Genomic DNA, 13,552 nt, shown 5'->3' with positions numbered 1-13,552 from the left:
TTCTGTCCGGGAAATTTTACATTTGGTATAACCCCGTTTTTTTATAAGGCTTATTGCATTAGAAAAAGTAGTTTTGCAGCATGAAGGATTACAAAAAGCATTTTATCGTGCCGGCACCTCCGGAGGATTTGTACAAGGCATTGACCAATCAATATACCATCCAGTTATGGTCTGGCGAACCTGCGGAGATGTCTACCGAGCCGGGAACAGAGTTTTCTCTCTGGGGGGATAGTATTGTGGGCATGAACCTGGAATTTGAGGAAGATAAGAAGATAGTGCAGGAATGGTATTTTGGTGAGCAGGAAGAAGATTCTATTGTGACCATTATACTGCATCCCGATAAGAAAGGAACGGATGTGGAACTGAAGCATACCAATATTCCTGATGAGGCATTTGATGATATTGTAGATGGATGGAATGAGGCGTATTTCGGGGCACTGATTGATTTCTATTCATGAAGCCAGCCAGTATCAGTGAATTAAAAAAGGAATTGCAGGCATTGCCGCCAGCCCGGCTGATGGAGGTATGTTTGCGACTGGCCAAGTTCAAGAATGACAACAAGGAACTGCTGTCTTACCTGCTTTTTGAGGAGGGTGATTTGCAGGGGTATATTGCTGCAGTGAAGTTGGAAATGGACGAAGCTTTTGCGGCACAGCCAAAGACGAATTTGTACTATGTAAAAAAGTACCTGAGGAAGATCCTGAGAGGGGTGAGCAAGCAGATAAAATATACAGGATCGAAGGTGGCGGAGATTGAGTTGTTATTGTATTTCCTGATGAAGATAAAGAAGGCTGGTATTAAGGTAGGGGAGAGCCCGGCGTTAACGACCATTTACCTGGGGCAGATAAAGAAGATAAAGAAGGCGATAGAGAGCCAGCACGAGGATTTGCAATACGAGTATACAAAGGAATTGGAAAAGTTGTAAATGAATTAGCAGGCACTGGCCTGCTTTTTTTATGCCTGGCACGTAAGCTGCTTTAGTGCCCTGATCCTCAAATTGTTAACGATTTGCTAAAATCTTCTGACCATTAAATTTTTCCTTTAAACCATAGTCTAATCACTATAAAAAGAAAAGGAGGAGTCATGAAAAAGATAATAATTGCGTTAACGATGACAGTAATGGCCACAGGCGCCTTTGCAATGGGCCCAGGACATGGTGGCGGCGGCTTTCATGGTGGTGGACGTACAACGATCATTTACGGTGGTGGTTACTACAGCCCCTTCTACTCACCATTTGGCTGGGGATTCGGCTATGGTTATCCCTATCCTTACTACGCTGCTCCTTACAGACCTACCAAACTGGATATGCAGGTAATGGACATTAAAAATGACTATGCAGACAGGATCTCTTCTGTAAAAATGGATAAAGACCTGAGTAGAAGAGAACGGAGGCTGGAAGTAAGACAGCTGAAGAGGGAACGTGACCAGGCTGTGTATGATGCCAAAAGGAATTATTACAAAGAGGGAATGGAGCGCAGACAACAGCGAATGCAACAGCAACAGCAGCCGTCACAGCCCCAGGATCAGCCGCAAACGCAACAGCAATAATAAGATCTAGAAAGCCGCAATCATCGATTGCGGCTTTTTTTATTATAATATACCTAAGATCTTTTTGGGCAGATGGGCAAACCGGTAACCCAGCGTCAGGCTTAGATTGAAATCCTTCCGGTGCATATCCTTTACCAGCAGGTTGGTGTTCAGGTTATCGTAAGCAGCATTGAGGTAAGCATAATACTCATCTCCGTTATACCCTGCATTAACCCATCCCTGAAAATCAGTCACCGCCTGCAAGCGGTCATTATTTCTATTTATTTCATGAAGGACACCAGCACCCACCAGGACTGCTGGCGCAATAATCCAGTTATGATTGCCCAATACGATATTGTGGGTGTAGCCACCTTTAAATACCAGCGAGAGCCAGGATGGATTGGAGGATAGTAAATTATAAGTCAGTGAGTCTGAAATAAGTTGTGGCGTAGGATTTTTCCACCTGATCTGGTGCCAGAAAGGGGTGGCTGTAAGAAATGCGGATCCTGCAGATTGAAGTTGCTGTTCTCTAAAGGAAGCAGCAGCTTTGTAGGAATATTTACGGTGATTGAAATAATAAGAGAGATCCAGGCCCGCATTGGTAAAGTCGATACCCTGGAAGGATTCATATCCTTTGTGCTCCTTATAGGGGATTAAGAGCCCATTATAGGCATTAAAAAAGGGCTCTACACTCACGGCATGACTGCCAAACATGATCCTGATGAGGTGGAAGTGATATTTGGATTTGTTGTCCAGCTCTGTACCCGGCAGGTTGAAGGTATATTGCAGGTACATCCATTTATAGCTCACATCGGCCCCGATGGAACCGCTGCTGTTCACGACCAGTTTGTAATTACTCTGCCTGTTGCCGCGGGTGCGAAATTTAAAGGTGGTACTATAGGTACCCCCATATAGCTCAACCATATTTTTCCGTGGAAATGCTTGAATATAGGCTGAATCTGTTTTTTGTGCATACAGTGTTGTAGGTAATAAAAATAACAGCAAAAGATGACGCCACATGATTTTAGAACAACAGTAATCAGTTAAAGGTTTTTTACTAAAAAATGTTTAAGTTTCTACCCGATTTTAACTACAAAACTATGAAATTAAAACTCAGACATTGCCTGCTGGCATTTATAGCCCTGCCAGCTTTTGGGCAGAAATCGAATTTTCACTTTGTGAGCAGCAAGGCCCAGCAAGTTAATATTAATAAAGGAACCATTTTTGTAAATGGCAACCGTGCTTTTCTGTTGAGTAATGGCGCGGAATTCTTAGACAGCAGACGCAACAAACTCATTGAAAATGGCGGCAATGTATTTTTATTCCTGGAGGTAAGCCGCCGCGCAGACGTTAAAGATCTGATAATTTTTAGTGTAAACAATTCCAAAGTTGATTCAATTGCAAATGTAGTATCTTCTGATATCAGGGATTATGACCATGACCAGAATCTGGAAGTGGGCGGTGCGTATACGGTAGCGCCGTATCCCTCTGCTGATTCTGTGTATTATGTGCCTTACATTTATTATGAAATAGTGAAGGGAAGAGTGGTGCTGGATGAGGAGTATAACGAGAAAGTGAATAAAAAGAAATATGGTGTATGGCTGAAGGAGCTGATAGAAGATGGGAAGTATAAGGTGATCCCTAAGCCTAAGCATTGAGTGAATGGAGGTATTTAGATATTGAAGTCTTTATGTATGAAGGCGTTTGGGGCCGACTAAAAAGGGTACCCCCTCCCGGGTGGGTAATGGAGACGAAATGGCTTTTACGCAATTCTCATTGTCTTTATTTTACTTTTTAGTTAGCCCCTATTTTGCGTGCCATTTCTTTCCCGTTGTGCAGGGCGGCTTCTACGGTGCCGGGGCTGTCGCCAGTGTAGAGGGCTTCGCCCGCGAAGTAAATCGTATCTGCTACTGGCGTGGTCAATACTGCTTTTGCCTGTTCTGAAAAAGGCATGCCGTAGGAATAACCACCGTGTATGGCTTGCGCCGTAGACCAGTTATGTATGAAACTTTGATCCAGCAGGTCTGAAATGTTGGGTATATTAAATATGTTAGCCAGGGAGCTCAATGCCTTTTCTAAGAGATCCTTTTGCAGGCCTTCTGCATCCGGGCCTCCCAGCCATCCGGTAAGGATTAAACTGTCTGCTGATTGTGTCCACCAGACAGGCACTGTTTCATCACTCAATACAAATCCGATATCTCTTTTCCAGAAGGCCTGTTTGAATAGCAGGTTGAATTTGATCACCGTACCCCAGCCTATTTGCCGTGCAGCAGCTGTGTAGGCAGGGAGGGAAGGACTGAATTGGATGCTTTCGTTTTGAAGGATATTGACAGGAACGGTAATGAGTACCTTGTTTGCGGTGTAACTACGATCCTGGGTAGTAAGGGTTACCTGGTCTTTTGCCCAGGTGATGCTTTGCACGGTTTGGTTGGTGATCAGGTTGATACCCTTGCTCAGGTAATTGATCAGGGAGGTGTAGCCGTTTTCAATCCTGTAATTGGTACCCTGTTCCAAGGTCCATTCATCGTACAAATATTTTACGCTTACCTTATCCAGAGGTGCGAGGTCGTAGCCCTGTACATAGCCCTGTACGTGGTTACGCAATGCGGCAAATTGATCTGCCGGATAATATTGATCCAGCAATTGCAGCATGGTAGACGTTTCAGGGGCTTTGCTCATATGATCGAGCAGCTGATCCCAGTCTTCAATCCATGCTTCTTCCTGTTTCAGCTCCCCGTTTTCAGAGAGGTACATTTCACCATTGATGGGATGGTAGGGAATGCCTGCTTCTTTCAGTAAAGAAAGAGTGATGGGCAGTTCACCATGAATGAATTCAGCGCCTGTTTCGATGTGAACACCGGGGGCAGGGTATTGGGTAGTCGTTCTGCCACCCGCTTCCGGCCGGGCTTCCAGTACGGTAACTTTATATTGGGCGGAAAGTTCTTTGGCTGCAATAAGCCCGGCGGCACCGGCACCTATGATGATGATTTCTTTTTGAGCGGACATGTTGTAAATGTAAGATTTTCGAAGAAAAATCTTTTAGGTAGAAATTTTCAATCTGAAAGCCTTATGCATTAATAAACGATGACGGGCAATAATGTAACGAATGCTTATACGTGCTTTTAACAATGGTTGGGCAGGGGAATATTATTAACATCGATGAGGGAGTCAAGTCTTAATACAAGCCCATTTTCCAGTCGCATATATTCTACTTTTTCCAGTACAAAGAGGTCTTCAATGCGGGAAGATACTTCCTGTTCTTTTCCGTCTTCTGATTTGAAACGGATGAGGCAGATGGTGCGCATGGTAGCCCAGGCTTCAAGACGGTCGTAGTAATCGCAATTAATGGGTTGATAGGTGTTGCTCATGAAATAAAGATAAGATTTTCAAGGCCCATTTGATCCTTGCAGATAATCATTTTATTCCTTTGAATCTGTCAGCAAACAATTTTCCTTTATCCCGGCCCGAGATAATTTTATTAACAACAGTATTTCTTGCCCGGGATAATTTGCTGTTTATATTATAATGAAGCTCCTCAGTGTAAAAAGTTACGTATTTGTTAAAATTTGGGCTTTTGAGGGGCGGGCTGTAACAATTTTTATGTTGGAACATTGCTGGAAACACCCATGGGGTGGGGCTTATGCAAATAAATTATAACAATTTATAAAGAAATGCTATGGTTTGAGCTTTTTATCTTTGTGGCACTTTACCCAACTAACTGTATATATGTGTCGATATGGAATTTCCGTATACAAGCCACACTATGCTTGTTTTAAATGCCGAAAGACCTTTAAAAGGCGTAATTCTGACAATTGTTCCTGCTCCGGGGGCGTGCATACTCATGCAAAACTGGCAAGGTGCCCCGATTGCGGGGAACTGATGGCCGATATGGGAATGGACTTTGAGGCACCCGGAAAAGGAAAGATCAAAGCGTGGGAACACCTGCGTTTATTGTATTCCGTGGGCATTGCATTTCACTCATGCGGTTGCTCCGGCCCAGGGTATGTACCTAATACCAAGGAAGGCATGATTACGCATCTGAATGGATTGATTACCATTTATAATGGTGAGTTGCAACAGCTGCGACAGGAAACCAACAGGGAAAGAGAAGAAGCCAAAGGCTATTGGATGGGGAAGATCAGATTGTTAGAGCAGCGGATCTCACTGCTTTAATCTTACTACTGTTACACGACAGTTTGTTAATTCTGCCGCAACATTTTCACTGTTATCATTCCGGTTATTTCCTGCAAGCCCCGCCTGATCAAAGGCATGCTAATATGCAAATCTTTGAACAGGCGGTTTATTGCCTGCATCCAATGCCTGAAAGCGACGGGGTCGAAAAGTTTTTCGACTCTATAGTCATATTGAGAGTAGGCGTTAATGATAGTTATTTGCGTGAAATGGAGATATCATAAACAGTCATTTTTATAAAGCGGTAGCCAATGGCATGGAATAAGTATTATGTGTTTGTAAAAGGAGCAGGTGTGAAGGATGTGGAAGCGTTATTAATGCAAGACCTTGAACCGGAGAAAGTGGTCAGTTTATTCGATACGAACAAGCCCCAGACCTTGTTTGCAGGGGAGTATAATGGCTGTTTGATCCTGGTGGAGAAAGACCTGCCATTTGAGTTTTTGGGAGCAGGCCTGGCAGCAAAGGCAAGGGCTTTGGTAGCATTATTTCCGGAGGCGGAAATAGGAGCGTTGTTACAAAATGCAAGTGTAGGGCAGTATGGGTATACTGTGATTAAAGAGGGAAAGCGGATTCGCACTAAACATGGCTCGGAAAAGGAAGTGTTTTTTGAATTCGGAACCCCACTGGAAGAGGAACAGGAATCCCCGGATGAACCACTGTTTGAGGAAGAAGAGCTGGAAGAAATGCGGGAGGATGGTTTATCAGAAAAAGAGATCAGGGAGATCATACGATTTGAAAGGGAGTTCCGGGTGCCGGGTAAACTTGTCAAAAGATACCTGGGGGTGGTTTTTAATGAGCTGGATCCGGCAACTGTAAAATTGATGCAGTATAGGAGGGTAGAAGAGTTGTAGAGACTGCCTTTGGGGTGTTTTTAAGTTGTTTTTGATTAAAAAATAGTAATATATATGTTTTGGCGATAAATTAAATTTATTCGCTATGCCGGATAACATGAACGTGTGAACTGCGGTGTGATTTGCGGTAATATCTTTACTTGGTGAAACGTAATCTATATAGCTGCCTTGTTTTGGCAACCCTTCTCTTTGCATGTGGGAAAAGTGAGAATGCTGATATTAAAGATCCCGGCACTAACCCTTCTAACCCAGGTAACCCGGTAACTTCTAAGCCAGATTCTGCTACCATCGTTATTATTGGTTCTTCTACTGCCGCGGGCATGGGGGCTAGTCCTGCTGATTCTTCCTGGGTAAACAGGTTAAAACTGGCCACGAAGGAGAATAAGCGGTTCCTGACCTATTACAACCTCGGAATTGTAGGACTGACTACTTTCCAGGGAGTGCCTAAGAGCTTTAGCAAGTCTGGCCGGCCAGCCACAGATACCTTACATAATATTACTGCGGCCCTGTCTTTCCGTCCTTCGCTGGTGATCATGTCGTATCCTACCAATGATGTGGCAAATGATTATACGGATGATGAGATCCTGGATAATTTTAAGGAGATGGCGCGCTTGCTGGATTCAGCAAAGGTGCAGTATATTATCTTCGGTACCCAGCCCAGGAACTTCCCGGATGCCGCGCACAGAACGCGGTTAAAGACACTGAACGATAAAATGGTATCTGCTTATGGAAACCATTTCAGTAATGTGTATGATACACTGACTGCTGAGGATGGAACCATTAAAGCTACGCTGGCTTATGGAGACGGCATTCACCTGAATAATGCCGGGCATAATATCTTATATCATAAGATAGCGGATCATGCAGTGTTTCAGGGGGTGATAAAGTAGCAAAGTAGCTTGAATTTTTGGGAGAAGGACTTACCTGTTTTTTTAAACTTAGTCAAATATTTCTCCGGCATCAGTCAGCTTCCAGCTGCCTTCTGCAATTTCTGCTTCCAGCTCTTCATTATCCCAGCCACAATACCCTATAAATATTTTGATATCGTGTCCTGTAAGGACCCGTGTATTAATATGTGCTACGGCGGTTTTAAAATCTCCGCCGTAGTATACCTTTTCTGTAATCGCTGAACCGTCGGGGATCAGGTCTGGCCTTTGGTGTACAAAGAAAAGATGTTCCTGGTCTACAGGGCCGCCTTCATATAAAGGGAAAGGAATACCATGTTTAAATTCTTCCAGTTCTGTAAGCCCCCTGGAAAATTGTTTGTTGACGATGAACCCCATTGCTCCCTTATCATTATGTTCTGTAATGAAGATGATTGCCTGCTCAAATATGCTTTCGTCCAGGAGCGAACTGGCGTGTAAGAATTGCCCTGCTTTCATTCCCTAAAGTTACAGGATTTGGATACAAGTAAGCCGTTTTGGGCTACGTGCGGTTTTTTTCGTGCGACTACTTTTGTATAAAATCACAATTATATGAAGATCATTGTAACAGGATCATTAGGGAATATCAGCAAGCCATTGGCAATTTCATTGATAGCAAAAGGACATGACGTAACAGTAATCAGCAGCGATGCCGGAAAAGCTTCAACCATAACAGCATTGGGTGCAGATCCGGCTATCGGAAGCCTGGAGGACGGAGAATTTGTAAACGAAACATTTGCGGGTGCAGATGCAGTGTATTGCATGATTCCTTTTAGTATGACGGAGCCCGATCAGCTGGGATACTTTTCCCGTATTGCAAATAATTATACAGAAGCGATAAAAGCCAATCACATAAAGAGAGTGATTAACCTGAGTGGATGGGCGGCGGAAGTGATCAAAGATCACAGTGCAGAAGCTTTCTTTAATCATTTTTCTGATGTGGCTGTTACCCATTTAAGACCGGGTTCATTCTATTCTAATTTTTATGGTTTTATTGGTATGATTAAAACCTATGGCATGATCATGTCTAACTATGGAGGAGATGATCTGATTGCTTTTGTGTCACCGGAAGACATTGCAGATGTCGTGGTGGAGGAGTTGGAAATGCCTGCATCAACTGGCGTTAAAATTCGCTATGTAGCGAGTGATGAACTAACCTGTAACGAAGCCGCGCATATATTGGGAACAGCGATTGGCAAACCCGACCTGCAATGGCCTGCATTGCCCTCAGAACAGGTACAGCAGGGCATGGAAATGATGGGGATGCCAAAGGAACTGGCCGCTATGCTGGTGGAGATGCAGGCTGCGCAACATACAGGGGAGATTCAGACAAAATACTTTGAACATCGCCCTGTACTGGGAAAGAGAAAGCTGAAGGATTTTGCTCCTTTATTTGCGGCGGCTTACTAAATTTGAATATGCAAGTTTACAACGTAAAATCCATCAGCGAACTGCATCAGTTAAGGGGATTGCCGCTGACGGGGCACCCCTTGATCAGTGTGGTGCAGTTTGAGACGATCACAGATGTACCGGCTTTTGAACCAAAGGTACTGGTACCTGATTTTTACATGATTGCCCTGAAGCAGAATTTTGCAAAAGGGGTGAAGGTAAAATATGGGCAGCAGGAATATGATTTTGATGCAGGGGTTTTGTCTTTTATGGCCCCCGGGCAATTGTTTGGGATGGAAATAGACCGGCAAACATTGATCAATGCAAAGGGATGGATGATGATGGTACATCCTGATTTTCTCTGGAATACCCCGTTGGCGAAGAAGATGCGGCAGTATGCATTTTTTGATTATGCAGTAAATGAGGCCCTGTTCCTTTCTGACAAAGAAGAAAATACGCTGATGCAGCTGGTGAATAATATTGAGCAGGAGATCCATGCGAATATTGATTCCTTTAGTCATAATATTATTATATCATTGCTGGAGTCTTTGCTGAATTACTCAGAACGGTTTTATCAACGACAGTTTTTAACGAGAAGGAAGAGTAGTCATCAGTTACTGGAGCAATTGGATACTTTGCTGGAGGAACATTTTAAATCGGTAGCAGGCCTGCCAACGGTGAGTAGTATAGCAACCCAACTGCATGTTTCTGCAGATTATTTAAGCGGGATGCTGAAGGCATTGACGGGCCTGAATACGCAGCAACTGATCCATGAAAAACTGATAGAGAAGGCGAAGCTACAGTTATCAACGACGAGCTTATCGGTGAGTGAGATTGCGTATCAACTGGGATTTGAGCATCCGCAATCGTTTAGTAAGTTATTTAAAACAAAGACGAATTTATCTCCTTTAGCGTTCAGGCAATCTTTTCATAAATTATTTTAAAAGCAGGCTATTCCCCCTTCCCGGTGTTATTTGATTGTTATAATTTTATCCTATAATATTGTTGATTTTCAGTTTGTTAAAACCTTTTAGCGTCCAACCATTTTCAATCATATTTTGCAATTCACTTTTAATACGTACTTTTATTTCGTTCACGTTGAAAATGACTCAGAGAGTACTTAGCGTCCATTAAAGACCCTTCAATCGAAGGGACACGTTATCATTTATATTTAATAGTTTACCTATGATCAAATCCGGTAACCCGACTGTAAAGATCGCAGCAGCACTGTCGTTGCTACTGATGCCGTTTTGCGCCATGCCCTCAATGGCCCAGACCACCTGGCCTCAAGGCCAATTGCTACCATCATTTCCTGCCACAGCAGCGACGCAGGACCTGATCATCCTTCGCGAAACTTCCACCAAATGGGAAGCGGAAGGTTCTTCACTAGGTCATAAGACAGGCCGTTTAGAATCCGATGGCTGGCTTTGCCAGGTCGGTATTGATGCCGCCAACGACCATATGATTTATGGTCCTTATGACAACACGATTCCCGCAGGTGCGAATGTAGCGGAGTTCCGTATGAAAACGGATAACAACACTGCAAACAATGACCCTGTCGTGGATATTGATGTTCGGGATGCGACGACGGGAGCTACACTCGCATCGCAAACCATTACCCGTACCATGTTTTCAGCAGCAGGTACTTATGTCTCATTCACTTTGCCATTTACGATGCCGGCAGACAATCATTCGATTGAACTGCGTGTATACTGGCGCGGTACGGCCTACACAAAAGTGGATTATGTAGCTGTACAGCAGAATAATTCTTCTGCAGAAATGTATTTGTTCGCTTCACTGAAAGGTATTGTCAACAAGACACAACCACGTATCTTCTCTTACGAGGGAGATGCTTTTGCTGAAGGTCAGTACACCTGGCTCAACTCCCTCGGACTTGGCTACAATGAGGTATCTGATAAGTATAGCCTTATTACAAAGTACCGTAGCGAAATCGCTGGTTTGATCGTGTACGATCCTTCACAGATTCATACTGTGAACCTGGCCACGATGCTTGCAAAAGGCAAGAACGCGTTGATCGCTTCACCATCGCTCTTGTCTAAACTGCAGGCAGCACCTTACAACCTCCCGATCTTAATGGATCTGCGTGGTGTGTATAGCAGCAAGATGGCGGTATACCAGGCCATGTACAATACTTACTGGCCGGCGGCTGACAAGCGTTTATTAATCGGCCTGAATCCAGATGCACATAAAGCCGCATTGCGTGAATATGCGACCGCTATTGGTGCAGCTACGATCTGGCTGGATCCTGATATTGCAGAAGAAAGTACCTTGCTGAACAGCTTCCTGGCTTCTATGCCTGCGGGTGCCAATTTTATGGGCTGGTGGCCGAATGAGGCACCTGGTGTACAGCGAACATCTACTTATGGTATCACGACAATTGCAAGTGACTGGTCTACCAACCTCACCGTACATTCCGGTATGCCAAGAACTGTCAACCTGAAAGCAGCTCCACAGAAACCAACATTGCAGAACAAGATTTATGTAGCATTCATTTTGAGTGATGGCGACAACCTGCAATATGTAGAACACCTGATGCGTAAACTCTGGAATGATCCGGGTCGTGGCCAGGTACCAATGGGCTGGACATTGTCACCAGCAATGCTGGATGCAATGCCGGGTGCCCTGAATTATTACTGGCAGTCCTCAACAGATAATGATAACCTGATCAGTGGTCCTTCTGGTTATGGATATACTTATCCTAACAGCTGGGATCAGACAAAACTGAACCAGTTTGTAGCAAAGACAGAAGATTACAACAAGCGTGCAGGCTTCAGGGTAGTGACTATCTGGAATACAATTACAGGTGGTATCAACCAGAATGTAGGACAGTCTTTTGCTACGTATGCGCCTTCTTTGTTGGGTATGACAGCGCAGAATACAAATGCCGGGCTCACTATTTACAACAATTCACTGCCTGGCATGGCGCTGAACTGTAACTATTGTACGACCGAGCAAACGATCAAAGATAACATTGCATCTGCAGCAGCTGGCTGGAATGGCACATCCCCACGATTCATTATTATTCAGGCACAGCCATGGCAGGGTGTAACGCCTACCAGCTTTAAGAACGCGGCAAATGCGCTGAATTCAAATTATGTGGTGGTGAGGCCTGATCACATCTTCCAGTTGATCCGCGAAGCGAATGGATTGCAGGTAAATCCAGCAAGCAGTAATTTATTTAAGTTGTCAAAGGCAATGGGATCAATGATTCCAGCAGAACAGCAGTCTGCGACATCATGTAAATAGTTATTTTACCTCTTAATAACCAACGAAAAAAGTTTCTTCTGCGATGAGTGGAAGAAACTTTTTCGATTAGGATTTTTTTGCCGTTATTGTATCAGAAAATAATCTCAAACTTAAGCTGATTTTAATATTTTTCGATTTACTTCTTTTGTATCTTTAATAGGAAATAACCCTCTATTTGTTAATCATTAAAGACAACCCACATGAGAAACACGAAAGCCCTCCTGTCCCTTTCTCTTTTCACGATGTTTTTGTTGTTCAGCACATTTACGCCTGTGGCTAAGGCAGTGAAGCAACCGGAAGCTAAGATTGTGAACTATGCCTGGTACGCACCTGATGGTACGTTTGTAGCATGGAGCACACTGGCAAATGCATTGGTAGTGAGCGACGGTGATTTGAATCCTACCAATGGTACGGCGGTTGCTTATGGCTGGACTGGTGGCGGTTTTGGTTTACCTCCTTCAGGTACGCTGGTGTATACGATCTATACACACCCCTAAAGGAGTGAATGCTATTTGGCATATTCAGAACCGATAGCCAGCAATTGATTGATGTAATCATTAAGACCGCATTTCTTCATATAGAGGAAATGCGGTATTTTTGTATAAATGGTTGATGAAACCTGACCCGGAACCCCTATAAGTTAACCCTAATTGAATCATTTTTGAACCCCATCATGAGCACATTATCAATGTTTGAAGTCTCCTTCACTAATTTGTCTTACGAGTATTTTGCATTACCAGCGAGCTACCCTATACAGCCATATAATGACCAGGAGCTGCAGCCTGCAACCTACAATCAAATTAAAGACCAGGCGGGTTATATCACCATCTTACTGCCATTGTCAGGTAACCTGGGTGTAAGCCTGCCTGATACGCTGGAAATCAGCACAGATGACAAGGATGTCGTTTACCATCTTAATCTTATACTGAATCATGAAGAAAGTCTGGATGAAAATGGCCGGTTGGCAATGATTTCGTTATCCGTAGATTTTCCTGAGGACGTGAGTACGGAAGGAAAGTGGCAGGTGATGGTATCTGCGCCGGCAGATGCGGGTGGAGAGTTCCGTATGTTCAGTAATAAACGGGGGAAGGTAATGATGGATTCCAATATTATGCCTGCATGATGTAGTGCTGATAAATTAAAAAGCCGCGTTCTTTGAGGAATGCGGCTTTTTTGCTGAAAGTAGTATTCGATCGCCCTGGTAGACCCGTCTTTCAGGCATATGGGTCTAATAAGGCTTAAATGAAAATCCTATTAGCGACTAGTGTTATAATTTGTACGTCAGCCACAACACATCATCTTCCATTCTTTTTACTTCTTCAAATTTACCCCCTTAGTTTTTCCATTTGAGGGTGGTCGCCCCATTTTTCACCGGGAATCTTGCCATCGAGGGTGGTCATCATC

16 protein-coding genes are annotated in these 13,552 nt (G+C 43.8%); 12 read left to right on the top strand and 4 right to left on the bottom strand.

The annotated features are described in order from the left end of the window. The first annotated feature begins 80 nt into the window (after nt 1–80). From U0033_RS07240 to U0033_RS07230, 3 genes are all read left to right on the top strand, one after another. Nucleotides 81–458 (top strand): SRPBCC domain-containing protein, encoded by a 378-nt coding sequence (locus U0033_RS07240; protein ID WP_072362473.1) that lies wholly within the window; start codon nt 81–83, stop codon nt 456–458. Continuing rightward, complete coding sequence (locus tag U0033_RS07235) at nt 455–925, top strand: hypothetical protein (RefSeq protein WP_072362474.1); 471 nt, start codon at nt 455–457, stop codon at nt 923–925. The genes U0033_RS07240 and U0033_RS07235 overlap by 4 nt, the downstream gene beginning before the upstream one ends. Before the next feature lie 158 nt (nt 926–1,083). Continuing rightward, nucleotides 1,084–1,548, top strand: a complete 465-nt coding sequence (locus U0033_RS07230) for a hypothetical protein (RefSeq protein WP_143150759.1) — start codon at nt 1,084–1,086, stop codon at nt 1,546–1,548. A gap of 42 nt (nt 1,549–1,590) precedes the next feature. Here the strand turns inward: U0033_RS07230 and U0033_RS07225 are convergent, their stop codons facing one another. Beyond that, nucleotides 1,591–2,451: a DUF4421 family protein gene (locus tag U0033_RS07225; protein WP_177318622.1), complete on the bottom strand. Its 861-nt coding sequence runs from the start codon at nt 2,449–2,451 to the stop codon at nt 1,591–1,593. A 176-nt stretch (nt 2,452–2,627) separates the two neighbouring features. On the opposite strand from U0033_RS07225, the gene U0033_RS07220 reads away from it, so the two are divergent. Continuing rightward, nucleotides 2,628–3,185: a hypothetical protein gene (locus tag U0033_RS07220; protein WP_072362477.1), complete on the top strand. Its 558-nt coding sequence runs from the start codon at nt 2,628–2,630 to the stop codon at nt 3,183–3,185. A 136-nt stretch (nt 3,186–3,321) separates the two neighbouring features. On the opposite strand, the gene U0033_RS07215 is transcribed toward U0033_RS07220, so the two are convergent. Both U0033_RS07215 and U0033_RS07210 read right to left on the bottom strand, forming a co-directional pair. Then, a complete protein-coding gene (locus tag U0033_RS07215; protein ID WP_072362478.1) occupies nt 3,322–4,533 on the bottom strand; it encodes a flavin monoamine oxidase family protein in 1,212 nt (403 codons plus the stop codon). A gap of 116 nt (nt 4,534–4,649) precedes the next feature. Further along, nucleotides 4,650–4,895 carry a hypothetical protein gene (locus tag U0033_RS07210; RefSeq protein ID WP_072362479.1) on the bottom strand — a complete coding sequence of 82 codons (246 nt, stop codon included), beginning with the start codon at nt 4,893–4,895 and terminating at the stop codon, nt 4,650–4,652. Nucleotides 4,896–5,358: 463 nt separating this feature from the next. Between U0033_RS07210 and U0033_RS07205 the strand changes: the two genes are divergently transcribed. The 3 genes from U0033_RS07205 to U0033_RS07195 all read left to right on the top strand — a co-directional run bounded on the left by U0033_RS07205 (nt 5,359) and on the right by U0033_RS07195 (nt 7,459). Beyond that, a complete protein-coding gene (locus U0033_RS07205) occupies nt 5,359–5,700 on the top strand; it encodes a hypothetical protein (protein ID WP_218164042.1) in 342 nt (113 codons plus the stop codon). Between the two features lie 269 nt (nt 5,701–5,969). Further along, entirely contained in the window at nt 5,970–6,569 is a 600-nt protein-coding gene (locus U0033_RS07200; RefSeq protein ID WP_072362481.1) for a hypothetical protein, read from the top strand. A gap of 143 nt (nt 6,570–6,712) precedes the next feature. Then, nucleotides 6,713–7,459 (top strand): SGNH/GDSL hydrolase family protein, encoded by a 747-nt coding sequence (locus U0033_RS07195; protein WP_143150760.1) that lies wholly within the window; start codon nt 6,713–6,715, stop codon nt 7,457–7,459. A 48-nt stretch (nt 7,460–7,507) separates the two neighbouring features. On the opposite strand, the gene U0033_RS07190 is transcribed toward U0033_RS07195, so the two are convergent. Further along, a complete protein-coding gene (locus U0033_RS07190) occupies nt 7,508–7,951 on the bottom strand; it encodes a YqgE/AlgH family protein (RefSeq protein ID WP_072362483.1) in 444 nt (147 codons plus the stop codon). Between the two features lie 93 nt (nt 7,952–8,044). Between U0033_RS07190 and U0033_RS07185 the strand changes: the two genes are divergently transcribed. The 5 genes from U0033_RS07185 to U0033_RS07165 all read left to right on the top strand — a co-directional run bounded on the left by U0033_RS07185 (nt 8,045) and on the right by U0033_RS07165 (nt 13,271). Further along, on the top strand, nt 8,045–8,902 hold the full coding sequence (locus U0033_RS07185) for an NmrA family NAD(P)-binding protein (protein WP_072362484.1): 858 nt from the start codon (nt 8,045–8,047) through the stop codon (nt 8,900–8,902). Nucleotides 8,903–8,910: 8 nt separating this feature from the next. Next, the gene (locus U0033_RS07180; protein ID WP_072362485.1) at nt 8,911–9,825 is read left to right on the top strand and encodes a helix-turn-helix domain-containing protein; all 915 of its coding nucleotides are present in this window, start codon (nt 8,911–8,913) and stop codon (nt 9,823–9,825) included. Between the two features lie 241 nt (nt 9,826–10,066). Further along, nucleotides 10,067–12,148, top strand: a complete 2,082-nt coding sequence (locus U0033_RS07175) for a GxGYxYP domain-containing protein (protein WP_083571577.1) — start codon at nt 10,067–10,069, stop codon at nt 12,146–12,148. A gap of 200 nt (nt 12,149–12,348) precedes the next feature. Further along, the gene (locus tag U0033_RS07170; RefSeq protein WP_143150761.1) at nt 12,349–12,645 is read left to right on the top strand and encodes a hypothetical protein; all 297 of its coding nucleotides are present in this window, start codon (nt 12,349–12,351) and stop codon (nt 12,643–12,645) included. Between the two features lie 176 nt (nt 12,646–12,821). Further along, on the top strand, nt 12,822–13,271 hold the full coding sequence (locus tag U0033_RS07165) for a hypothetical protein (protein ID WP_143150762.1): 450 nt from the start codon (nt 12,822–12,824) through the stop codon (nt 13,269–13,271). The last annotated feature ends 281 nt before the right edge of the window (nt 13,272–13,552 follow it).

The sequence above is a fragment of the Chitinophaga sancti genome (assembly GCF_034424315.1).
Taxonomy (GTDB): Bacteria; Bacteroidota; Bacteroidia; order Chitinophagales; family Chitinophagaceae; genus Chitinophaga; species Chitinophaga sancti.
The sequence above is the reverse complement of the archived record's forward strand: the minus strand, read 5'-3'. Positions and strand labels throughout refer to the sequence as shown.